The organism is Streptomyces sp. TSRI0107 (assembly GCF_001905845.1).
Taxonomy (GTDB): Bacteria; Actinomycetota; Actinomycetes; order Streptomycetales; family Streptomycetaceae; genus Streptomyces.
Genome location: NZ_LIVZ01000005.1, coordinates 23,477 through 45,275 on the forward strand (window position 1 = coordinate 23,477; position 21,799 = coordinate 45,275).

Below are 21,799 nucleotides of genomic sequence, written 5' to 3' on the forward strand. Positions count from 1 at the left end.
CCCGTCATGAACCAGCCGCTCGCGGGCTACGCCCCCGCACCCGTGGCCGCCCGCATGGAGAACCACGGCAACCACATGCTCAAGGTCGCCATGCAGACCGGAAACGACCTCCTCGCGCGCGTGGGGTCGATGGTCGCCTACGAGGGGTTCATCCAGTACGAGCCCAACCCGCCGGCCGTGCGCCAGATCGCCAAGGACTGGATGACCGGCGAGGGCGCGCCCCTGATGAAGTGCTCCGGCGACGGACTGCTCTACCTCGCCGACTACGGCGCCAACGTCGTCGTGATCAACCTCAACGGCGACGGCATCTCCGTCAACGCCACCAACCTGCTCGCCTTCGACGCGCACCTCTCCTGGGGCGTGGAGCGGGTCAAGGGCCTGGCGAAGTTCGCCGGTCAGGGCCTGTGGAACACCAGGATCTCCGGGCAGGGCTGGGTCGCGCTGACCTCCCGGGGCAAGCCGATCGTCGTCGACTGCGGCGGTGGCGAGGACGAGACGTACGTCGACCCGGACGCCCTCGTCGCCTGGTCCCCGAACCTCAAGGTGAAGGGCAAGCGCAGCTTCAAGGCACAGTCGCTGATCGGCCGGGGCAGCGGGGAGGCCTACCAGATGGCCTTCTCCGGGCAGGGCATCGTCGTCGTCCAGCCCAGCGAGGACAGCACCGACCGCCTCCGGATCCGGGGCTGAGGGGGAGCCAGAAACACCATGCAGAGTCCGCTTTTCGCCTACAACGAGCAGCAGACCCAGGACCGCTGGAGCCTGCAGAACAAGCAGATGCTGCGCGTCGCCCTGGAGGGCCACGACGACATCCTGGCCCGCAAGGGCACCATGGTCGCCTACCAGGGCCTCGTGGAGTTCGACGCGGAGTTCCAGAGCAACAGCGAGTCACGCGCGCGTGCCCGCACCGGCGAGGGCCTGGACCTGATGCGCTGCCACGGGCAGGGCACGGTCTACCTCGCCAACCTCAAGCAGCACGTCCATGTGATGGACGTGGACCAGGACGGCCTGACCGTCGACAGCAGCTACGTCCTCGCGATGGACTCGTCGTTGCACCACGAGGTCATCGCCGTGGACAGCCTGTACGGCATCTCCGGCTCCGGGAAGTACCAGCTCAACATCACCGGTCGCGGCAAGGTCGCGCTGATGACCTCGGGCATGCCGCTGATGATGCAGGTGACGCCCGACAAGTACGTCAACTGCGACGCCGACGCCATCGTCGCCTGGTCCACCTCGCTGCGGGTGCAGATGCAGGCCCAGACGCACTCCTCGGGGATCTGGCGGCGCCGCGGCAACACCGGCGAGGGCTGGGAGCTCAGCTTCATGGGCACCGGCTACGCGCTGGTCCAGCCCAGCGAGCTGCTGCCGCCGCAGAACGCCCAGATCGGCTCGGGCATCGCCGCGCAGTACGGCATGGGCCAGCAGGGCGCCCGGGGACAGAACCAGGGCAACGTCTGGAGCTGAGCCCGCGGCCCAAGTGAGGCCCGCAGCATCGGTAAGGGGTGACCGCGATGGCGGTCACCCCTTACACGTTCAGAGCCTGGCGCGCGTGGCTTCCAGGAGCCGTACGACCGACTCGTCGGCCACGTCCGCCACCTCGTCGTAGGCGAACCAGCGCAGGTCCAGGGACTCGTCGCTGATCGCCTGGACCGCGCCCGGCGGTGCCAGGACCGCGTACTGCACGTCGAAGTGGACGTGGCACGGCGGGGGGATCGGATGGCGGTCCAGCCGCACCGGGCCGCCCGGCAGCAGGGTCAGTCCCGCGACACCGGACTCCTCGGCGGCCTCACGCAGGGCCGCAGCGGCCAGCGAGGCGTCTCCTGGCTCGCAGTGGCCGCCCATCTGCAGCCACATCCGCAGCTTGCGGTGCAGCGTGAGCAGCACCCGGCCGTGCTCCGGGTCGACGACCAGGGCGCTCGCCGTGATGTGGCCCGCGTGGCAGGCCTTCCACATGCCGTCCGGGTGCGCCGCGAGGTGGTCGAGGTAGGCCTGGCGCAGCTCGGGCTGGTCCTCGTACCGCTTCAGGACGAGGACCGCGTCGTCGTACAGGCTCACTCGGTCTCGTCGCCCTTGCCGTCGCCCTCGGCCTCGCCCTGGTCCTTCTTGCGCAGGTCCGGCTTGTGCGCCGCCTCGCCGAGCATCTTGTCCAGCTCGGAGAAGTCCAGCTGCTCGCGGTGGACGAAGCCGTCCGGGTCGTCCAGGTCGGTGGCCGTCGGCAGCATGTCCGGGTGGTGCCACAGGTCGTCCCGGCCGTCGACGCCGCGCGCGTCGGTGAGCGAGGCCCACAGCCGGGACGCGTCACGCAGCCGGCGCGGGCGCAGCTCCAGGCCGATCAGCGTGGCGAACGTCTGCTCGGCGGGCCCGCCCGAGGCGCGGCGGCGGCGCAGGGTCTCGCGCAGGGCGTCCGCGGACGCCAGGCGGGGCTTCGCGGCCGCGTGCACCACCGCGTCCACCCAGCCCTCCACGAGGGCCAGAGCGGTCTCCAGACGGGCCAGGGCGGCCTTCTGCTCCGGGGTGTCCTCCGGCTGGAACATGCCCTGCTGAAGGGCGTCCTGCAGCTGCTCGGGGTTCTGCGGGTCGAACTGGCCGACCACGTCCTCCAGCTTGGCGGTGTCGACCTTGATGCCGCGCGCGTAGCCGTCGACCGCGCCGAACAGGTGCGAGCGCAGCCACGGCACATGGGCGAACAGACGCTGGTGGGCGGCCTCGCGCAGGGCGAGATACAGCCGCACCTCCTCCTTGGGCACGCCCAGGTCCTTGCCGAACGCCTCGATGTTCACCGGCAGCAGCGCGGCCTTGCCGGCCGGGCCGAGCGGCAGACCGATGTCGGTGGACCCGACGACCTCGCCCGCGAGCACGCCGACGGCCTGCCCGATCTGCGTGCCGAACATCGCGCCGCCCATCGAGCGCATCATGCCGATCAGCGGGCCGGCCATGGCCTGCATCTCCTCCGGCAGGACATCACCCATGGCGTTGCCGACGCGCTCGGCGACCGGGTCGACCAGCTCCCGCCACGCGGGCAGGGTCGCCTCGACCCACTCCGCGCGGCTCCACGCCACGGCGGAGCCGGCGCCGGACGGCAGCGAGGTGGCGTCGTCCAGCCACAGATCGGCCAGACGGACGGCCTCCTGGACCGCGCTGCGCTCGGCGGGGCCGACGCTCGCGTCCTTGGTGCCGTCCTGCGTGCCCTGGGCGACCGTCTGGCGGGCGATCTGCTTGGCCATGTCCCAGTTCACCGGGCCGCCCTCGTAGGAGAGCATCTGGCCCAGCTGCTGGAACGCGGCGCCCAGGTCGGTGGGGTTCAGGGAACCGAACATGGCAGCGAGCGGATTGTCCGCACCGGGGCCACCAAAGCCTCCGGCGCCGGGCAGCGACCCGAAACCGAACGGGTTGGCCGGTCCCTGCCCACCGCCGCTCTGCTGGTCCTTCTTCTTGCCCTCGTCGCCGTTCTCCGGCTCCTCCGGCGGAAGGCCGAATCCGAATGGGGTGTCACTCACGGGATTCCTCGGCTGGTAAGGCCGCCGGTTCTTTCCCCGACGGCACGACTGCCCGACAACACCACCCAGCGTAGACACCCGGGGCGGATCGGGCCTCGGTGCTTCGCCGACAGGAGGCCTGCGGCAGGATGGATGCCACCTGGTACGTACGCGTTACTCGCGCTCGTATGTGAAGACAACCGCTGGAGACACCCGGTGAGTTCCCCAGACCCGCAGGTTCGCGCAGCGCGAAACCACTCAACCCCCACCGCCGCGCGCGGCCCCGTCGTCGCGGTCACCGGCGCCGCGTCCGGCGTCGGCGCGCTGCTCACCGCGCGGCTGGCCGCGTCGGAGGAGATCAAGCAGGTCATCGCGATCGACGAGCGACGAGGCGAATGCGCGGACGCGCAGTGGCACATCCTCGACGTCCGTGATCCGGCGATCGCCGAGAAGCTGCGCGGCGCGGACGTCGTCGTCCACCTCGCGCTCGACCTCGACCTGGAGACCGACGCGGCCGCCCGGACGGCGTACAACGTCCGGGGGACGCAGACCGTGCTGACGGCTGCCGCCGCGGCCGGGGTGCACCGCGTGGTGCTGTGCACCTCGGCGATGGTCTACGGGGCGCTGCCGGACAACGAGCTGCCCCTGTCGGAGGACGCCGAGCTGCGCGCCACGGCCGAGGCGACCGGCGTCGGGGACCTGCTGGAGATCGAGCGGCTGGCCCGGCGGGCGCCCCGCGCGCACCCCGGTCTCAACGTCACCGTGGTGCGGCCCGCGGTCCTGGTCGGCGGCACCGACACCGCGCTGACCAGGTACTTCGAGTCGCCTCGGCTCCTTGTGGTGGCCGGGTCGCGGCCGGCCTGGCAGTTCTGCCACGTCGAGGACCTGTGCGGCGCGCTGGAGTACGCCGTCCTGGAGAAGGTGGACGGGGAACTGGCCGTCGGGTGCGACGGCTGGCTGGAGCAGGAGGAGGTCGAGGAGCTGAGCGGGATCCGGCGGATGGAGCTGCCCTCGGCGGTCGCGCTCGGCGCGGCGGCCCGGCTGCACAGGATCGGCCTCACGCCCTCCCCGGCCGGGGACCTCGCGTACACGATGTACCCCTGGGTGGTCAGCGGCAGCCGGCTGCACGACGCCGGGTGGCGGCCGCGGTGGACCAACGAGGAAGTGCTGGCGGAACTGCTGGAGGAGGTCTCCGGGCGGCACACCGTGGCCGGGCGGCGGCTCGGGCGCAAGGACGCGACGGCGGCGGGCGCGGCCGGTGCGACGGTGGCGCTGCTGGGCGCGGCGGCGGTGGTGCGGCGGGCCCGGAAGGCCCGCCGGCGGATCTGAGATCCGAGGCTGTGCGCCCCGTCGGCCCCGCTTCCGCCCTGTAGGAGGCTCCAAAACGGGCTCGCCGGTGACAGGGGAAACGGCTATTCCGCCTTGTCGGCGGGGTGAGGCAGGATGGAGGCATGGCAGCCACGAACGATCACCCCGGTGAGCTGGGCGCGCAGGAGCCCATCAAGCTGATCGGCATCAGGGAAACGCCGCTGTCCGTGGACGAGGTCTTCCGGGCGGTCGGGGACGACGCCGCCGGGGGCACCGCGCTGTTCGTGGGGACCGTGCGTGATCACGACGGCGGGGCCGACGTCGACGAGCTCGGCTACTCGTGCCATCCCAGCGCCGAGGCGGAGATGCGGCGGATCGCGGAGAAGGTCGCCGCCGACTTCCCGGTGCGCGCGCTGGCCGCGGTGCACCGCGTGGGGGACCTGCGGGTCGGGGACCTCGCCGTGGTGGTCGCCGTCTCGTGCCCGCATCGCGGGGAGGCCTTCGAGGCGTGCCGCAAGCTGATCGACGACCTCAAGCACGAGGTGCCGATCTGGAAGCACCAGAAGTTCTCCGACGGCACGGAGGAGTGGGTCGGCGCCTGCTGAGCGCCACCGCCGACCGAATCCGGCCTCCGGTTGCGTAACCGTACCCCTGGCGTGAGCGTTGTCAGTGCGGATGGTTAATCTGCTGATCAGTCAGTTGCGGACGCTCATTCGGGGTTGGGAGGTCGGCATGGCGGCGCTCGCCTGGTTGCTGATTCCGCTTGTGGCTGCGATCGGCGCTGGTCTCTGGGGCGTGTGGGCCAATCGGACCCGCAAGGTGCGCAGTGACGGCCCTGAGCTCGACGGATACGCCCGTTTCCGCGCGGCCATGGAGAAGTCCCACAGCGGTGGCTGATCACCGGACCTGACGGTGCGCTGACAGACGCGTCCCGTACTGTCGAGGCATGCCACGCCGCACCGCGACGATGCTCGCCTCCACCCTGATGCTGATCGCGCTCCTGTGCGCGGGGGTGCTCATCCCCGTGCCGTACTCGGAGATGTCCCCGGGGCCGACGGTGAACACGCTGGGTGAGCACGGCGGCGAGCCGGTGCTGCAGATCTCGGGCCACAAGACCTACGAGACGTCCGGCCACCTCAACATGACCACGGTCCGCGTCACCAGCGCCGACTACCGGATGAACCTGGTCGAGGCGGTCTACGGCTGGCTTGCGCACGACAACAAGGTCGTGCCGCACGACACGCTCTACCCGGACGGCAAGACCGAGGAGGAGTCCACCCAGGAGAACGCCGAGGAGTTCAGCCAGTCCCAGGAGAGCGCCAAGGTCGCCGCCCTGAAGGAGCTGGACATCCCGGTGGAGTCCTGGGTGATCGTCTCGACCGTGGTGAAGGGCTCGCCGGCCGAGGGCAGGCTGCACGCGGGCGATGTGATCAAGGCGGTCGACGGCACGGCGGTGAAGGAGCCCGCCGACGTCGCCGAGCTGGTCACCAAGCACAAGCCGGGCGAGAACGTGCGTTTCACGATCGTGCCGGCCAAGGAGCAGGCCGCGGCCGAGAAGGAGAAGCGGGCGGCGGCCAGGACCGAGAAGGTCACCATCACCACCGGGACCTCCGACGACGCCGGCGAGAAGCGCGCCGTCGTGGGGATCTCCGCAGGGACGGACCACACGTTCCCGTTCACGGTCGACATCAAGCTCGCCGACGTCGGCGGACCCAGCGCGGGCCTGATGTTCGCGCTCGGCATCTACGACAAGCTCACCCCGGGCAGCCTCACCGGCGGCCGTTTCGTCGCCGGCACCGGCACCATCGACGACGCGGGCAAGGTCGGCCCGATCGGCGGCGTCGAGATGAAGACGGTCGGCGCGAGGGACAAGGGCGCGGAGTTCTTCCTGACGCCCGCCGACAACTGCGCGGCCGCCGCGAAGGACACCCCCGAGGGCCTGACCCTGGTCAAGGTCGACACCATCGACGACGCGCTGGACGCGCTGAAGGACATCCGCGGCGGCGACACCGCCGACCTGCCGAAGTGCACGGCCAAGGGCTGAACGACCCGTCGCCGTACGTGGCTGGGGGCGCCCCGCGCAGGCACGGGCGCCCCCATCGACGAGACGCCCCCTAGCCTAGGGGGTGTCTCGCCGATCATGCCGGGCTCGCGGCGCCTGGCACCGCGCCTCGCCGCGTTGTCGTCGGTCCCCGATTCCCCCAAGCTCTCGGCTCCGCTCGAGCAGGGGGGACCCCCATCGCATCGGCTCCCTCCTCCGCCTTGCGATGCACGGCACCAGACGCCGCTCCCTGATCCGGCCTGATCGACGAGACACCCCCTAGGACCCCGGTCCGCTCAGTCCTCGAACGTCGCCGCCAGCGCCTCCGCCAGCCCCGGCACCAGGTCGGAGCCGGTGAGCACCTCGGTCGCCGAGTCCTTCTCGCGCAGCCGCAGGGCGGACTCGCGGGCCCCGTCCCGCAGCACGGCGACCGTCATCCGGACCTCCTGGCGCTCGGGGTGCTTCGCCACCCACTTCGCCAGCGCGGCCTCGTCCAGGTCCTGCGGAACCTGGGCCTCCGCGGACGGCGGCAGCATCAGGCGCTCCACGGTGAGCGCGCAGCCGGCCACCGCGTCGGGCCAGGCGATGGTGGCCAGGAACTCGTCGAGCGCCTTGTCCGTTGGAATCTCGTCCTGCTCGATCGGGGTCAGGGCGGCGGTGTTCTCCTGCTCGTCCGCCAGGCCGAGCTGCGCCGCGAGGGCGGGCTCCTGGGCCCGCAGCCGCGCGGTGTCTACAAGGGCGAAAAGGCGGGCGGGCTGGTCCCAGCCGAGGCCGGAGGCGTACTCGTCGATCTCGAGTACGGCCCGGGTGAGCGGGCTCGCCGCCATGGGAGTGTTGGACATGGTCACAATCCTGCCTGGTTCCGGCCCGGAATCGGGAACCGAGTAAAGCGTGAGTAAGTTGCATAGGTGAGGGCCTACGATCACGGGGCCCTGCCACGGCCCGCGAAATCGGGGGCCTGACCTACCAACAGCGACTTTCGAGGTGCCACCTTGGCTTTCCAGATGCCGGACCGCGGCGGAGGCCCGACGGGGCCACGGATCAGAGTGGGCCGCCCGTCCCGGCGTGTCCGGACCCTGCTCATGACACTGGGCGTCCTTGCCGTGCTCGGCATGGCGTTCACCATGTTCGCGGGCTTCTGGACGGACTGGCTCTGGTACCGCTCGGTGAACTACTCCTCGGTCTTCACCACCACCCTGTGGACCAAGATCGGGCTCTTCTTCGTCTTCGGCCTGCTCATGGCCCTGGCGGTCGGCTTCAACATCTGGCTGGCGCACCGGCTTCGGCCGCCGCTGAGCGCGATGTCGATGGAGCAGCAGAGTCTCGACCGCTACCGGATGGGCATCGCTCCCTACAAGAAGTGGCTGCTGTTCGGCATCACGGCCCTGGTGGGCCTGATCGCCGGCGCGTCCGCGTCCGGGCAGTGGCGGACCTGGCTGATGTGGGTCAACGGCGTGCCGTTCGGCACGAAGGACCCGCAGTTCCACCTGGACGTCGCGTTCTACGCCTTCGACCTGCCCTGGTACCGGTTCCTGCTCGGCTTCGGCTTCGCCGCCGCGATCCTCTCCGTGATCGCCGCCGCGCTGACCCACTACCTGTACGGCGGACTGCGCGTCACCAGCCCCGGCGCCCGCGCCACGGCCGCCGCCACCGGCCATCTGTCGGTGCTCATCGGCATCTTCGTCGCCCTGAAGGCGGTCGCCTACTGGCTCGACCGGTACGGCCTCGCGGTGAAGTCCAGCGACTTCAAGGCGACGGACAACTGGACCGGCCTGAGGTACGTCGACGCGAACGCCTATCTGCCGGCCAAGACGATCCTGTTCTGCATCGCCGTCATCTGCGCCCTGTTGTTCTTCGCCACCCTGTGGCGGCGCACCTGGCAGCTGCCGGTCATCGGCTTCGGCCTGATGGTCCTCTCGGCGATCCTCATCGGCGGTCTGTACCCGGCGATCGTCCAGAAGTTCCAGGTCCAGCCGAACGAGCAGGCCAAGGAAGCGCCGTACGTCGAGAAGAACCTCAAGGCCACGCGTGAGGCCTACGGCATCGACGGGACCAAGGTCAGCGACTACCCCGGTACGAGCAAGACCGAGGACAAGACCGAGCTGCGCGACGACGCGGACAGCGCGGCGAGCATCCGGATCATGGACCCGAACATCGTCTCGCCGACGTTCCAGCAGCTCCAGCAGATGCGGAACTACTACGCGTTCCCGACCAACCTGGACGTCGACCGCTACAACAAGGACGGCAAGGACCAGGACACGGTCATCGGTCTGCGCGAGCTGAACCTGGCCGGCATCCCGAAGAAGAACTGGATCAACAACCACTTCCGTTACACCCACGGCTACGGCGTGGTCGCCGCCAAGGGCACCACCGCCGACTCCGAGGGCCGTCCGGTCTTCACCGAGTCCGACCTGCCGTCCAAGGGCGACCTCGGGACGTACCAGCAGCGGGTCTACTACGGCGAGAAGACCACCACGTACTCGATCGTCGGCGGTCCCCAGAAGGAGATCGACTACTCCGACGACAGCGGCGAGAAGACCTACAGCTACGAGGCCAAGAGCGGGGTCAACCTCTCCAGCCCGGTCAACCGGGCCGCTTACGCGGTGGCGCTCAACGAGCCGCAGATCCTCTACTCCGGCGCCATCGGCGAGGGTTCGCGGATCCTGTACAACCGCACGCCCAAGGAGCGCGTCGAGGCGGTCGCCCCGTGGCTGACCATCGACGGCGACGCCTACCCGGCGGTCGTCGACGGCAAGATCCAGTGGATCGTCGACGCGTACACGACGACGAACGGCTACCCGTACGCCTCCCGTACGACGCTCGGTGACACCACCGCCGACTCGCTGACCGCGACCAACGACTCCCGCGCGGTGGTCGCCCAGCAGAACCAGGTCAACTACATCCGCAACTCGGTGAAGGCGACCGTCGACGCGTACACCGGCGAGGTCAAGCTCTACGAGTGGGACACCCAGGACCCGGTCCTCAAGACCTGGATGAAGGCGTTCCCGGACACGGTCGAGCCGAAGAGCGCGATCTCCGAGCAGCTGATGGCCCATCTGCGCTACCCGCAGGACCTGTTCAAGGTGCAGCGCGAACTGCTCACCCGCTACCACGTGAAGGACGCCGAGACGTTCCTCAGCGGCAGCGAGGTGTGGCAGGTGCCGGACGACCCGACCAACAAGACGGGCGACGCGGTGCCGCCGTACTACCTGAGCATGAAGATGCCCGACCAGAAGGAACAGGCGTTCTCGCTGACGACCACCTTCACGCCCAACGGCCGGGACAACCTGAGCGCGTTCATGGCGGTCGACGCGGAGGCCGGCACCAGCGGCTACGGCCAGATCAGAGTCCTGAAACTGCCGACGAGCACCACGGTCTCCGGACCCAAGCAGGTGCAGAGCCAGTTCAACTCCGAACAGGACATCGCCGAGTCGATCAGGCTGCTGAGAGGCGGTGACTCGGAGGTCGAGTACGGCAACCTGCTGACGGTGCCGCTCGACGGCGGACTGCTGTACGTGGAGCCGGTCTACGTCCGCGGTGGCGGGCTGAAGTACCCGCTGCTGCGCAAGGTCCTGGTGACCTACGGCGGCAACACCGCGTTCGAGGACACCCTCGAGGAAGCCCTCAACAAGGTCTTCGGAGCGGAGGGTTCGGCCCCCGAGCCACCCGAGGAAGAGGGCGGTGGCACCACGCCTCCGCCGCCGACCGCCGAGAACCCGACGGTCGAGGACGCGCTCTCCGACGCCCAGAAGGCGTTCGAGGCCGGCCAGGAAGCCCTGCAGAAGGGCGACTGGGAGGCGTACGGCCGGGCGCAGGAGGACCTCGAGGACGCGCTGAAGCGTGCCGAGGAGGCCCAGTCGCAGACCGACAAGACCGGTGGCGGCAGTGGCGGCGGCGGTGAAGGCGGCGGTGACGCCAGTCCCAGTCCGAAGCCCAGCGCCAGTAGCTGATCAAATGCTCCCTCCGCGCCGTGGTACGGTTGAGGAACAACGGCGCGGGGTGGAGCAGCTCGGTAGCTCGCTGGGCTCATAACCCAGAGGTCGCAGGTTCAAATCCTGTCCCCGCTACTGAAAACCGAAGGCCCGGATCCTCAAGGATCCGGGCCTTCGTGATGTGCGAACTCATGTGCCGGTGTTCTCGACCGCCGCGCCGCCGTGGGGAGTTGGGAGAAGTGTGTTTGACTTGTCTCTCTGTGGGCATGTCGACAAAACGCTGAAGTGACCTCACTGGCTGCGGTATACCAGGTGTACCCGGGTTGCGGGTGGTGCGACGATGGACGTTATGGGGGACATGGCAACTCTGTTCGAGACAGGGCGATTTGTGCAGCCGAGTGGCCAGGAGGAAACCCGTGACGAGGCCGCCGAGGCCGCCGAGGAGGCGCGGCAGCGGCTCGCCGCGGAGGCCGGCGACGTCGAGGCGATGAGCGTTCTCGGGGCCATGCTGCTGCGCCGCGGTGATCTCGACGGAGCGGAACCCCAGCTGCGTGCCGCCACCGCGGCCGGGGACCGTGCCGCCGCGAACAACCTCGGGGTCCTGCTCCATCAGCGGGGCTACCCCGACGAGGCCGCCGGGTGGTGGCGGATCGCCGCCGTCGCCGGGTCCGCCGCCGCCGCGCACGCGCTCGGGCGGCACCACCGGGAGCGCGGGGACGAGCCCGCCGCCGAGTACTGGCTGCGCCAGTCCGCCGAGCAGGGGCACGCGCTGGGCGCGTACGCGCTCGCCGACCTGCTGGAGCACCGCGGCGACGCCGAGGCCGAGAAGTGGATGCGGGCCGCCGCCGAGCGGGGGCACCGCGAGGGGGCGTACCGGCTGGCGCGGGCGCTCGACCGGCGGGCCTCCGCCTCGGGGGACACCGAGGGTGACAACGGTGTCGGGTCCGGTGCCGGCGGGCCCGGCGGTGCCGGGGTCGAAGTCGCGGCCGGGGCGGCGGAGGAGGCCGAGCAGTGGTACCGGCAGGCCGCCGCGCGCGGACACCGGCGGGCCGCGCTGTACCTCGGGGCGATCCTGGAGCGGCGCGGCGACCTGAAGGAGGCCGGCCGCTGGTACCTGACGTCCGCCAAGGACGGCGAGGCGCGGGCCGCGTGCGCGCTCGGGTTCCTGCTGCGTGATGCCGGCGACGAGGAGAGCGCCGCCGTGTGGTGGCTGCGGGCCGCCCAGGAGGGCGACGGCAACGCGGCCAACGCGCTGGGCGCCCTGCACGCCGAGCGCGGGCAGACGCAGACCGCCGAGCGCTGGTACCGGGCGGCGATGGACGCGGGCGACGTGAACGGCGCGTACAACCTGGGGCTGCTCTGCGCCGAGCAGGGCCGGACCACGCAGGCCGAGCAGTGGTACCGGCGGGCGGCGTACGCAGGGCACCGGGAGGCTGCGAACGCGCTGGCGATCCTGCTGCTCCAGGGCGGGGACGAGACCGGGGCGGAGCCGTGGTTCTCCAAGGCCGCCGAGGCCGGCAGCGTGGACGCGGCGTTCAACCTGGGCATCCTGTACGCCGGGCGGGGCGAGGACGCCGCCGCCCTGCGGTGGTACGAGCGGGCGGCCGCCGCCGGGCACACCGAGGCGGCGCTCCAGGTCGGCATGGCGCGGCTGCGGGACGGGGACGAGCAGGAGGCCGAGCGGCATCTGCGGTGCGCGGCCGGCGGCGGTAGCGCGGAGGCCGCGTACCGGCTGGCGACCGTGCTCGACGCACGGCAGCCCGCCGGGGCGGGGCCCGAGCTGGGGGAGCCGGTGCACCGCCGGACCGAATGCGAGGAGTGGTACGAGCGGGCCGCGTCCCAGGGGCACCGGCGGGCGCAGGTCCGGGTCGGGATGCTGGCCGCGGCGCGGGGCGATGTCGTGGAGGCGGCCCGCTGGTACCGGGAGGCGGCCGAGGCGGGATCGCGGAACGGGGCGTTCAACCTGGGGCTGCTGCTCGCCCGCGAGGGCAGTGAGCCGGAAGCGGTCCTGTGGTGGAAGCGGGCCGCCGACGACGGGCACGGACGGGCGGCGCTGCGGCTCGCCCTCGTCTACGCGCGTCGCGGTGAGCTGCTGGAGGGGCAGCGGTGGGCCGACCTCGCGGTGACGCTGGGGCCCGGGGAGGTGGCCGAGCGGGCGGCCCGGCTGCGGGACGCGCTGCTGGAGGAACTGTCGGCCTGAGGGGGCACCGGGAAGGGATTTGCTTCTGGTGGCAGCGTTGACGTAATGTTGAGTTCACCGACGCGGGGTGGAGCAGCTCGGTAGCTCGCTGGGCTCATAACCCAGAGGTCGCAGGTTCAAATCCTGTCCCCGCTACTGAAGGCCGAGGGCCGGAATCCGAAAGGGTTCCGGCCCTCGGTGCGTTTGTCGGCCCCATGGGGGCGATCGCGGAAACGAGGAAGGCCCTGGCGTACGCATACGCCAGGGCCTTCGGTCGTTCTGGGTGCGCCGTGCGCTACGCCGCCGCGCAGTTCGGGCAGACGCCGCGGTACGTCACCTCGACGTCCGACACCGTGAAGCCGAAGCGCTCCGAGTCGGGGAGGTCGGCCAGCGGGTTGCCGGTGGGGTGGACGTCGCGGATCGAGCCGCACTGGGCGCAGACCAGGTGATGGTGCGGCCGGTGCGCGTTCGGGTCGTACCGCTTGGCGCGCTTGTCGGTGGAGACCTCGATGACCTCGCCGAGGGACACCAGCTCGCCGAGGGTGTTGTAGACGGTCGCCCGGGAGATCTCGGGCAGCTTGGCGACGGCTCGGGCATGGACCTCGTCGGCCGTGAGGTGTACGTGCTCGCCGTCGAGGACCTCGGCCACAACGCGGCGCTGCGCGGTCATCCGCCATCCGCGTCCGCGCAGTCGATCAAGAAGGTCGCTCATGGAGACCAGCCTAACAGCAAGGGACCTAGGTCCCGAATGGGTGTGAAGTTGGAGCCCCACCGGAGTTGGAGGCTTACTTGACTTAGACATTGTCTATTGTAGGATCGAGATCGGCATTAGCCAAGGGACAGGTAAGACTGATGAAGGGCGCGGACGTGACTCAGGGACCGCTCACCACGGAGGCCGGTGCTCCGGTCGCCGACAACCAGAACAGCGAGACCGCGGGCGTCGGCGGCCCGGTGCTCGTCCAGGACCAGCTGCTGCTCGAGAAGCTGGCCCACTTCAACCGTGAGCGCATCCCCGAGCGTGTCGTGCACGCGCGCGGTGCCGGTGCCTACGGCACCTTCACGGTGACCGCCGACGTCACGAAGTACACGCGTGCCAAGTTCCTCTCCGAGGTCGGCAAGCAGACCGAGACGTTCCTGCGGTTCTCCACCGTGGCCGGCAACCTCGGCGCCGCGGACGCCGTGCGCGACCCACGCGGTTTCGCGCTGAAGTTCTACACCGAAGAGGGCAACTACGACCTCGTCGGCAACAACACCCCGGTGTTCTTCATCCGCGACGCGATCAAGTTCCCGGACTTCATCCACACCCAGAAGCGCGACCCGTACACCGGCTCGACCGAGGCGGACAACGTCTGGGACTTCTGGAGCCTCTCGCCCGAGTCCACCCACCAGGTGACCTGGCTGTTCGGCGACCGCGGCATCCCCGCCTCGTACCGCCACATGGACGGCTTCGGCTCGCACACCTACCAGTGGAACAACGAGGCCGGCGAGGTCTTCTGGGTCAAGTACCACTTCAAGACCGACCAGGGCATCAAGAACCTCACCCAGGAAGAGGCCAACAAGCTCGCCGGTGAGGACCCCGACTCCCACCAGCGCGACCTGCGCGAGGCCATCGAGCGCGGGGAGTTCCCGAGCTGGACCGTGGGCGTGCAGATCATGCCGGCGGCCGACGCGGCGACCTACCGCTTCAACCCGTTCGACCTGACCAAGGTGTGGCCGCACGCGGACTACCCGGTCATCGAGATCGGCAAGCTGGAGCTCAACCGCAACCCGCAGAACGTCTTCGCCGAGGTCGAGCAGTCGATCTTCTCGCCCGCGCACTTCGTGCCCGGCATCGGCCCCTCGCCGGACAAGATGCTCCAGGGCCGCCTGTTCGCCTACGGCGACGCGCACCGCTACCGCGTCGGCATCAACGCCGACCACCTGCCGGTGAACCGTCCGCACGCCACCGTCGCGAACACCAACTCGCGGGACGGCTTCCTGTACGACGGCCGGCACGGCGCCGCGAAGAACTACGAGCCGAACAGCTTCGGCGGCCCGGCCCAGACCGGCCGTCCGCTGTGGCAGCCGTTCGACGGGTTCGCCGGCGGCACCGGCAACCACCCGACGCCGCGGCACGCCGAGGACGACGACTTCGTCCAGGCGGGCAACCTCTACCGCCTGATGAGCGCGGACGAGCAGGAGCGGCTCATCGGCAACCTGGCGGGCTTCATCGCCAAGGTCTCGCGTGAGGAGATCATCGAGCGCGCGATCGGCAACTTCCGCAACGCGGACGCCGACTTCGGCAAGCGGCTGGAGGCCGCGGTCCAGGCCCTGCGCGGCTGAACAACCAACCAGCGCTGGATCGCTTGCCGTGGACAGCGGGCCGGGTCCCTTCGGGGGCTCGGCCCGCTGGTCTGTGCGGGGTCGGGCGGGTCAGGCGGGTACGGCGGGTGCGGCGGGTGCGGTGGATGCCTGCCGCCGGGCCGGGGCCCAGCAGCGGATGATGTCGCGGACCGAGACGATGCCGACCGGCTCGTCGCGGTCCAGGACGACGAGATGGCGGAAGCCGCCGTGCGCCATGGCGCGGGCCGCCTCCTCCAGGGTCCACGCCGGTGCGGCGAAGACGACGTCGGTGGTGGTGTGGGCGTGGGCGCACTCCGTGTCCAGGTTCTGGCCGAGGCCCACGGAGTTGAGGATGTCGCGTTCGGTGAGGATGCCGATGCCGCCGGCGTCCGGGTCATGGACCACGGCCGCGCCCACCCGGCGGGCGGACATCAGGGCTGCGGCCTGGCGGAGGGTGTGGGTGGGGCCGATGGTGAGGACCACGGTGCTCATGGCGTCGCGGACGAGCATGGGCGGGAGCCACCTCCTAAGGGAACCCCTGATGAAGCCCCGGGCCGGGGATTGTTCAGGGATTCACAAATGCACAAGTGGGGGGACTCTCAGAGTGGCAGGCAAAGAGAGGGTCAACAAGGGGGCGCGTGAAGCTCGGACGCGCCCGCCTGTGAGTGCTGGCTCAGTACCGCTGGTTCAGGTAGCCCAGGAGCTCGTCGTGCAGGAGGCCGTTCGACGCGGCCGCGTTGCCGCTGTGCGGGCCCGGGCGGCCGTCGAGGCCGGTGAAGGTGCCGCCGGCCTCCGTGACGATGATGGCGTTGGCCGCCATGTCCCACAGTGACAGCTCGGGTTCCGCGCACATGTCCACGGAGCCCTCGGCCACCATCATGTACGGCCAGAAGTCGCCGTACGCGCGCGTGCGCCACACCTCGCGGGTGAGGTCCAGGAAGCCGTTGAGGCGGCCCTGCTCTTCCCAGCCGGAGAGCGAGGAGTACGAAAAGGAGGCGTCCGCGAGCTTGCCGACACGGGAGACGTGCAGGCGGGACGCCTTCGTCAGGCTGCGGCCGGTGAACGCGCCGTGGCCCTTCGCGGCCCACCAGCGGCGGCCCAGCGCGGGGGCGGAGACCACGCCGACGACGGGCTGGTAGCCGCCCTCGCCGGCTTCCATCAGGGAGATGAGAGTGGCCCAGACGGGGACGCCGCGGACGTAGTTCTTGGTGCCGTCGATCGGGTCGACGACCCAGCGGCGGGGGCCGGTGCCCTCCACGCCGTACTCCTCGCCGAGGATCGCGTCGCGGGGGCGGGCGCGCTGGAGCTGGCCGCGGATGAGCTCCTCGGCGGCCCGGTCCGCCTCGCTGACCGGGGTCATGTCCGGCTTCGTCTCCACCTTGAGGTCGAGAGCCTTGAAGCGGTCCATGGTGGCGGCGTCTGCGGCGTCCGCGAGGACGTGGGCGAGGCGGAGGTCGTCGAGGTAGTCCGGCATGTGAGGAACCGTATCTGGCGTCGGCGGTACGGGGCCACACGGGACCTTGGGGCGCTGTGACCGGCGGCGGGGCGGGCGGGGGTGGGGCGCGCGCCCCGGTGCCGAGGAGATGTCGGCCGCGCGGCCCTGGGGGGAATGCCTGCGGCTGTGGCGGGCATGTCGGACCGCGCTTGGGGGGAGGGGTGGTGCGCGCTGTCTGGGGGGAGCGGGGGCGCGCGTTGCTCGGGCGGGGGCCGCGTGCGCGGCACGGAGGGGCGTGCGTGCTGCCCGCGCCTGGGCGGAGTGGTGGTCCCGCAGCTTGGTGAAGCGGTGCGCGCGCCGCTGGGAGGGGGAGGGGTGGTGCGGGTTGCTTGAGAGAGGCGCCCAGCTCGGCGGAGGCCGCACGCGCGGCTTGCGGGGGCCGCGCAGCCCGCAGCTGGGCGGAGCGATGAGGTGCGTTGCTTGAGCGAGGGCTGCCGCGTGGCCTGGAGGGGGTTCGCTCGTGCCCGCGGCTTGGGTAGGCCGGTGACGTGCGCTGCTTGGGCGATGGCTGCCCGCATGGCCTGGAGGGGCGGTCGCGGCCGGGTGGGCCGGTGGCCTGCTCTGCCTGGGTGAGGGCCGCACGCGCGGCTTGCCACGGGCTGGTGGTGGGCGTTGCTGGGGGAGGGGTCGCGTGCGCTGCTCGGGCAAGGGGGCGTGCGTGGTCTTCGTGGGGTGTGTTGGGGGCCGCCGTTCGAACGGGTGGCGGGTGAACCCCTTTGTGCCTGCGTGAGACCTTGACAGTGGTTTGGGGGGCGTCAAATCTGTGCGCAGAGTCGGTTGCCGGCGAGGGAGGCGATGATGCCTGCAGCGCGGGAGTCCCTGCTGGACGCCGCTTACACGGCGCTGGCGCGCCGGCCGTGGTCGGCGGTGCGGATGGTGGACGTGGCGGCGGCGGCCGGGGTGTCCCGGCAGACGCTGTACAACGAGTTCGGCAGCAAGGACGGCCTCGCGCGGGCGCTGGTGCGGCGGGAGGCCGACGGCTTCCTCGCCGGGGTGGAGCGGGCGCTCGCCGCGCACCCCGAGCCCCGGGAGCGGCTGGCCGCCACCGCCGAGTGGATCGCCGAGGCCGCCCGGGAGAACGCGCTCGCGCGTGCCCTGCTCACCGGCTGCTGGAGCGAGCGGCTGCCCGCCCTGGCGCTGACCGCCGTACCGTCCACCTCGGCCGTCCCGGCGCAGCGGCGGGCGGACGGGCCGCTGCCGTCGCCCGGCGACTTCGTGGCCCTGGTCCGTGACCGCGCGGTCGCCGTGGTCTGCGGGCCAGGCGAGGACAAGGCGGAGGCCGCCGAGGCGGCGCGCTGCTGCGAGCTGGTGGTCCGGCTGGCCCTGTCCTGTGTGGCGGCCCCGCCGGGTGAGGGGGGTGTCGCCGGTCTGGTGCGCGGTGTCCTCTACCGGCAGCCGGTCTGACGCCGCTCAGTGCGTCGAGCCCGACAGCTGGAGACCGATCACCCCGATGATCACCAGGCTGATCGAGACGATCTTCAGGGTGGACACGACGTCGCCCAGGAAGACCATGCCGTAGATCGCGGTGCCCGCCGCGCCGATGCCGGTCCACACCGCGTACGCCGGGCCGACGTCCAGCTTCCGCAGGGCGAGGGTCAGCAGGCCGAAGCTGCCGAGGGCGAAGGCGGCGAAGGCGATGGTGGGCCACAGGCGGGTGAAGCCGTGCGAGAGCTTGAGGCAGACGGCGAAACCGGTTTCGAGCAACCCGGCCACGATGACCAGCAGCCACGCCATGTGCTGTCCTCCTGTACGACCCCGTGTAACCCCGTTGCGCACTGTGACCGCATTGCCCGACTTTGGTCGAGCTTGCTTCCGGCTCGGTGCGATTATGCCCTTACCGGACCCGCTGCCAGGCAAACAATGCGGAGGTCAGTCGCCCTCCCGGCGCTCCCGGGTGGCCAGCAGCCGGCGCAGCGAGTAGAGGCGGGCCGGGTCGGCGTGGCCCTCGGCCACCCAGTCGTCCAGCGCGCAGTCCGGCTCGTCGTGACTGCACGCGCGCGGACAGCCCTCGGTGCCGGGTTCCAGGTCGGGGAAGGCGTGGATCACCCGGGACGGGTCGACGTGGTGGAGGCCGAACGACCGTACGCCCGGAGTGTCGACGACCCAGCCGTCCGCGTCGGGCAGGGGGAGGGCCAGGGCCGAGGTCGTGGTGTGCCGGCCGCGGCCCGTCACCGCGTTCACATGGCCGGTCAGCCGTCGCCGCTCCTTCGCCACCAGCGCGTTGACCAAGGTCGTCTTGCCGACCCCGGAGTGCCCGACGAACGCGGTGACCTTGCCCCGCAGGTGGTCGCGCACCCGGTCCGCCGCGCCGCCGGTCTCCAGCTCCTCGCGGCTGGTGACCACGTACGGGATGTCCAGGTCGCCGTACAGCTCCAGCAGCTTGTCCGGCGGGGCGAGGTCCGACTTCGTCATCACCAGCAGCGGCGTGAGTCCGCCGTCGTACGCCGCCACCAGGCACCGGTCGATCAGCCGCGGGCGCGGTTCCGGGTCGGCGAGGGCGGTGACGATGGCGAGCTGGTCGGCGTTGGCGACGACCACCCGCTCGTACGGGTCGTCGTCGTCGGCGGTGCGGCGCAGGACCGAGGACCGCTCCTCGATGCGGACGATCCTCGCGAGGGTGTCCTTCTTGCCGGACATGTCGCCGACCAGGGCGACCCGGTCGCCGACCACGGCCGCCTTGCGGCCCAGTTCACGGGCCTTCATCGCGACCACCGGCCGGTCCTCGACGAGGCAGGTCAGCCTGCCCCGGTCGACGGTGAGGACCATGCCCTCGGCGGCGTCCTCGTGCTTGGGCCGGATGTTCGTACGCGGCCGGTTGCCCTTGCGGTTGGGACGGCTGCGGATGTCGTCCTCGTCGGTGTGCTTGCCGTAGCGGCGCATCGCGATGTCCCTATGCCCCGAGCATCCCGGTCCACAGCTCGGGGAAGTCCGGGAGGGTCTTCGCCGTCGTCGCCACGTTCTCGATCTGTACGCCCTCGACCGCCAGGCCGAGGATCGCGCCGGCAGTGGCCATGCGGTGGTCCTCGTACGTGTGGAAGACGCCGCCGTGCAGCGGGCGCGGGCGGATGTGGAGACCGTCGGCGGTCTCGGTGACATCGCCGCCGAGTTCGTTGATCTCCTTGGTGAGGGCCGCCAGCCGGTCCGTCTCGTGCAGCCGCAGATGCGCTACGCCCCGCAGTGTCGAGGGGGAGTCGGCGAGCGCGGCGACCGCCGCGATGCCCGGGGTCAGCTCGCCGACCTCGCTCAGGTCGACATCGATGCCATGGATGGCCCCCGAACCGGTGAACCGCAGACCCTGTTCCGTCAGCTCGCAGGAACCGCCCATCTCGGTGAAGATCTCGCGCAGCCGGTCACCGGGCTGCGTGGTCCGGGCCGGCCAGTCCGGGACGAGGATCTTGCCACCGGTGACCAGGGCCGCCGCGAGGAACGGCTGGGCGTTGGACAGATCCGGCTCGACGGTCAGGTCACGGCCGAGCAGCGCACCCGGCGTGACCCGCCACACGTTCGGTTCGCCGCCCGACTCGGGGGTGTCCACCTGGGCGCCGACCGCGCGGAGCATCTCCACCGTCATCCGGATGTGCGGCAGCGAGGGCAGCGCGGCACCGACGTGCCGCACCTCCACACCCTGGTTGAACCGCGGCCCCGACAGCAGCAGCGCCGACACGAACTGCGAGGACGAGGACGCGTCGATCTCGACCCGGCCGCCGTCCAGGGCGCCCCCGCCGTGCACGGTCAGCGGCAGCGCGCCCCGCCCGTCGTCGTCGATCCGGGCGCCCAGGACGCGCAGCGCGTCGATGACGCCGTGCAGGGGACGCTCGTACGACCTCGGGTCGCCGTCGAACCGGACCGGGCCGTCGGCGAGCGCGGCGACCGGCGGCAGGAACCGCATCACCGTGCCGGCGTTGCCGACGTCGACCGTGGCCGGGCCGCGCAGCCCCGTGGGGAACACCCGCCAGGCCTCGCCCGTGACGTCACCGGCCCCGGCGCCGACCGAGCTGGACGACACGGTCTCCTCGATCCCCACGCCCATCGCCCGCAGGGCACCGGCCATCAGCAGGGTGTCGCGGGAGCGCAGCGGGCGGCGCACCCAGCCCGGCTCCGAGGCGAGCGCGGCGAGCACGAGGGCGCGGTTGGTGACCGACTTGGACCCCGGCACGTGGACCGTCGCGTCGACGGCTCCGCTCGCGTGGGGGGCGGGCCAGAGGGCGGGGTGTGCTTCGTGGGCCATAGGGCCACTTTATAAGGAGGCCGCTGTTCGGGTGCGGCGCCGTTGTGGCTGGTCGCGCCCCGCGCGGTACGGCCTCGCGCCCCCGCCGCCGGCCGTCACAGGGCCAGCAGCCACCGCCCGCCGCCGATCAGCGAGCACAGCGACACCGCGTGGAAGAGGAACAGCCACACCGCGGCCGGCGCGTGCGTCAGCCTCGCCAGCTGGTCGGCGTCGGAATCGGGCGCTCCGCCGTGCCGCCGCTTCGACTGCAGCTCGAACGCCGGGCGCACTCCGCCCAGCAGCAGGAACCAGACCACAGCGAACGCGAACGCCGACTGCACCTGGGGCCCTGTGAGCCAGGACACCAGTACGAACATGGCTCCCGTCAGCACCACCGTCAGCACCCCGTAGGCGTTCCGGATCATCACCAGCATCACCAGCAGCAGGGCCGTCGCCAGCCACAGCAGCAGGGTTATGCGGCCGGAGGCCAGCAGGGCCGCGCCGCCCAGGCCCAGCAGGGGCGGCGCGGTGTAGCCGGCGGCGGCCGTGAGGATCATGCCCAGGCCGTACGGCTTGCCGCGGCTGACGGTGAGGCCGCTGGTGTCGGAGTGCAGCCGGATGCCGGTGAGGGTGCGGCCGGTGAGCAGGGCGACCAGGCCGTGGCCGCCCTCGTGGGCGATGGTGATCGCGTTGCGGGCGAGTCGCCACAGGCCCTGGGGGACGACGACGGCGAGGGCGGCGACCAGGGTGGCGATCACCACCCACAGGTCGGGCTCGGGCTGGGTGCCGACGAGTTCGTCCCAGAGGGAGGCGGCGGTGGTGCTGTCCATGATTGCTCGAGC

At 71.3% G+C, this 21,799-nt stretch carries 20 protein-coding genes and 2 tRNA genes; 12 read left to right on the plus strand and 10 right to left on the minus strand.

What is annotated here, in order from left to right:
• The first annotated feature begins 6 nt into the window (after positions 1-6).
• Together AMK31_RS13865 and AMK31_RS13870 are read left to right on the plus strand one after the other, a co-directional pair.
• Positions 7-687 (plus strand): AIM24 family protein, encoded by a 681-nt coding sequence (locus AMK31_RS13865; protein ID WP_073940810.1) that lies wholly within the window; start codon positions 7-9, stop codon positions 685-687.
• An 18-nt stretch (positions 688-705) separates the two neighbouring features.
• Entirely contained in the window at positions 706-1,461 is a 756-nt protein-coding gene (locus tag AMK31_RS13870) for an AIM24 family protein (protein ID WP_073940811.1), read from the plus strand.
• 69 nt (positions 1,462-1,530) lie between these two features.
• On the opposite strand, the gene AMK31_RS13875 is transcribed toward AMK31_RS13870, so the two are convergent.
• Both AMK31_RS13875 and AMK31_RS13880 read right to left on the minus strand, forming a co-directional pair.
• Positions 1,531-2,052, minus strand: coding sequence for an NUDIX hydrolase (locus AMK31_RS13875; protein ID WP_073940812.1), 522 nt, complete (start codon positions 2,050-2,052; stop codon positions 1,531-1,533).
• Positions 2,049-3,494, minus strand: a complete 1,446-nt coding sequence (locus tag AMK31_RS13880; RefSeq protein WP_073940813.1) for a zinc-dependent metalloprotease — start codon at positions 3,492-3,494, stop codon at positions 2,049-2,051. The genes AMK31_RS13875 and AMK31_RS13880 overlap by 4 nt, the downstream gene beginning before the upstream one ends.
• Positions 3,495-3,689: 195 nt before the next feature.
• Between AMK31_RS13880 and AMK31_RS13885 the strand changes: the two genes are divergently transcribed.
• The 4 genes from AMK31_RS13885 to AMK31_RS13900 all read left to right on the plus strand — a co-directional run bounded on the left by AMK31_RS13885 (position 3,690) and on the right by AMK31_RS13900 (position 6,825).
• Complete coding sequence (locus AMK31_RS13885) at positions 3,690-4,802, plus strand: SDR family oxidoreductase (protein WP_073940814.1); 1,113 nt, start codon at positions 3,690-3,692, stop codon at positions 4,800-4,802.
• Between the two features lie 122 nt (positions 4,803-4,924).
• Complete coding sequence (locus AMK31_RS13890) at positions 4,925-5,386, plus strand: molybdenum cofactor biosynthesis protein MoaE (protein WP_073940815.1); 462 nt, start codon at positions 4,925-4,927, stop codon at positions 5,384-5,386.
• A gap of 127 nt (positions 5,387-5,513) precedes the next feature.
• A complete protein-coding gene (locus AMK31_RS41000) occupies positions 5,514-5,678 on the plus strand; it encodes a hypothetical protein (RefSeq protein WP_198948491.1) in 165 nt (54 codons plus the stop codon).
• Between the two features lie 49 nt (positions 5,679-5,727).
• Positions 5,728-6,825, plus strand: coding sequence for a YlbL family protein (locus AMK31_RS13900; RefSeq protein WP_073940817.1), 1,098 nt, complete (start codon positions 5,728-5,730; stop codon positions 6,823-6,825).
• Positions 6,826-7,118: 293 nt separating this feature from the next.
• On the opposite strand, the gene AMK31_RS13905 is transcribed toward AMK31_RS13900, so the two are convergent.
• On the minus strand, positions 7,119-7,664 hold the full coding sequence (locus tag AMK31_RS13905; protein ID WP_073940818.1) for a PPA1309 family protein: 546 nt from the start codon (positions 7,662-7,664) through the stop codon (positions 7,119-7,121).
• Positions 7,665-7,826: 162 nt separating this feature from the next.
• On the opposite strand from AMK31_RS13905, the gene AMK31_RS13910 reads away from it, so the two are divergent.
• From AMK31_RS13910 to AMK31_RS13925, 4 genes are all read left to right on the plus strand, one after another.
• Positions 7,827-10,772 (plus strand): UPF0182 family membrane protein, encoded by a 2,946-nt coding sequence (locus AMK31_RS13910; protein WP_073940819.1) that lies wholly within the window; start codon positions 7,827-7,829, stop codon positions 10,770-10,772.
• Positions 10,773-10,815: 43 nt separating this feature from the next.
• A tRNA-Met gene (locus tag AMK31_RS13915) sits at positions 10,816-10,889 on the plus strand.
• Positions 10,890-11,094: 205 nt separating this feature from the next.
• Positions 11,095-12,954, plus strand: a complete 1,860-nt coding sequence (locus tag AMK31_RS13920; RefSeq protein WP_073940820.1) for a tetratricopeptide repeat protein — start codon at positions 11,095-11,097, stop codon at positions 12,952-12,954.
• Between the two features lie 61 nt (positions 12,955-13,015).
• Positions 13,016-13,089: transfer RNA gene (locus tag AMK31_RS13925), tRNA-Met, on the plus strand.
• A 139-nt stretch (positions 13,090-13,228) separates the two neighbouring features.
• On the opposite strand, the gene AMK31_RS13930 is transcribed toward AMK31_RS13925, so the two are convergent.
• Entirely contained in the window at positions 13,229-13,645 is a 417-nt protein-coding gene (locus AMK31_RS13930; RefSeq protein ID WP_073940821.1) for a Fur family transcriptional regulator, read from the minus strand.
• 155 nt (positions 13,646-13,800) lie between these two features.
• Here AMK31_RS13930 and AMK31_RS13935 point away from each other — a divergent pair, with 155 nt between their 5' ends.
• Positions 13,801-15,255 carry a catalase gene (locus tag AMK31_RS13935; protein WP_073941274.1) on the plus strand — a complete coding sequence of 485 codons (1,455 nt, stop codon included), beginning with the start codon at positions 13,801-13,803 and terminating at the stop codon, positions 15,253-15,255.
• A 90-nt stretch (positions 15,256-15,345) separates the two neighbouring features.
• On the opposite strand, the gene AMK31_RS13940 is transcribed toward AMK31_RS13935, so the two are convergent.
• Positions 15,346-15,765: a CBS domain-containing protein gene (locus tag AMK31_RS13940; RefSeq protein WP_073940822.1), complete on the minus strand. Its 420-nt coding sequence runs from the start codon at positions 15,763-15,765 to the stop codon at positions 15,346-15,348.
• A gap of 163 nt (positions 15,766-15,928) precedes the next feature.
• Complete coding sequence (hisN, locus tag AMK31_RS13945; RefSeq protein ID WP_073940823.1) at positions 15,929-16,729, minus strand: histidinol-phosphatase; 801 nt, start codon at positions 16,727-16,729, stop codon at positions 15,929-15,931.
• Positions 16,730-17,545: 816 nt separating this feature from the next.
• Here hisN and AMK31_RS13950 point away from each other — a divergent pair.
• On the plus strand, positions 17,546-18,154 hold the full coding sequence (locus AMK31_RS13950; RefSeq protein ID WP_198948492.1) for a TetR/AcrR family transcriptional regulator: 609 nt from the start codon (positions 17,546-17,548) through the stop codon (positions 18,152-18,154).
• A 6-nt stretch (positions 18,155-18,160) separates the two neighbouring features.
• Here the strand turns inward: AMK31_RS13950 and AMK31_RS13955 are convergent, their stop codons facing one another.
• The 4 genes from AMK31_RS13955 to AMK31_RS13970 form a co-directional block, all read right to left on the minus strand.
• Positions 18,161-18,484 carry a DMT family transporter gene (locus AMK31_RS13955; protein WP_073940824.1) on the minus strand — a complete coding sequence of 108 codons (324 nt, stop codon included), beginning with the start codon at positions 18,482-18,484 and terminating at the stop codon, positions 18,161-18,163.
• A 135-nt stretch (positions 18,485-18,619) separates the two neighbouring features.
• On the minus strand, positions 18,620-19,630 hold the full coding sequence (rsgA, locus tag AMK31_RS13960) for a ribosome small subunit-dependent GTPase A (protein ID WP_073940825.1): 1,011 nt from the start codon (positions 19,628-19,630) through the stop codon (positions 18,620-18,622).
• A gap of 10 nt (positions 19,631-19,640) precedes the next feature.
• Positions 19,641-20,978, minus strand: coding sequence for a 3-phosphoshikimate 1-carboxyvinyltransferase (aroA, locus tag AMK31_RS13965; protein WP_073940826.1), 1,338 nt, complete (start codon positions 20,976-20,978; stop codon positions 19,641-19,643).
• Between the two features lie 95 nt (positions 20,979-21,073).
• Positions 21,074-21,787 carry a M50 family metallopeptidase gene (locus AMK31_RS13970; protein ID WP_073940827.1) on the minus strand — a complete coding sequence of 238 codons (714 nt, stop codon included), beginning with the start codon at positions 21,785-21,787 and terminating at the stop codon, positions 21,074-21,076.
• Positions 21,788-21,799: the final 12 nt, after the last annotated feature.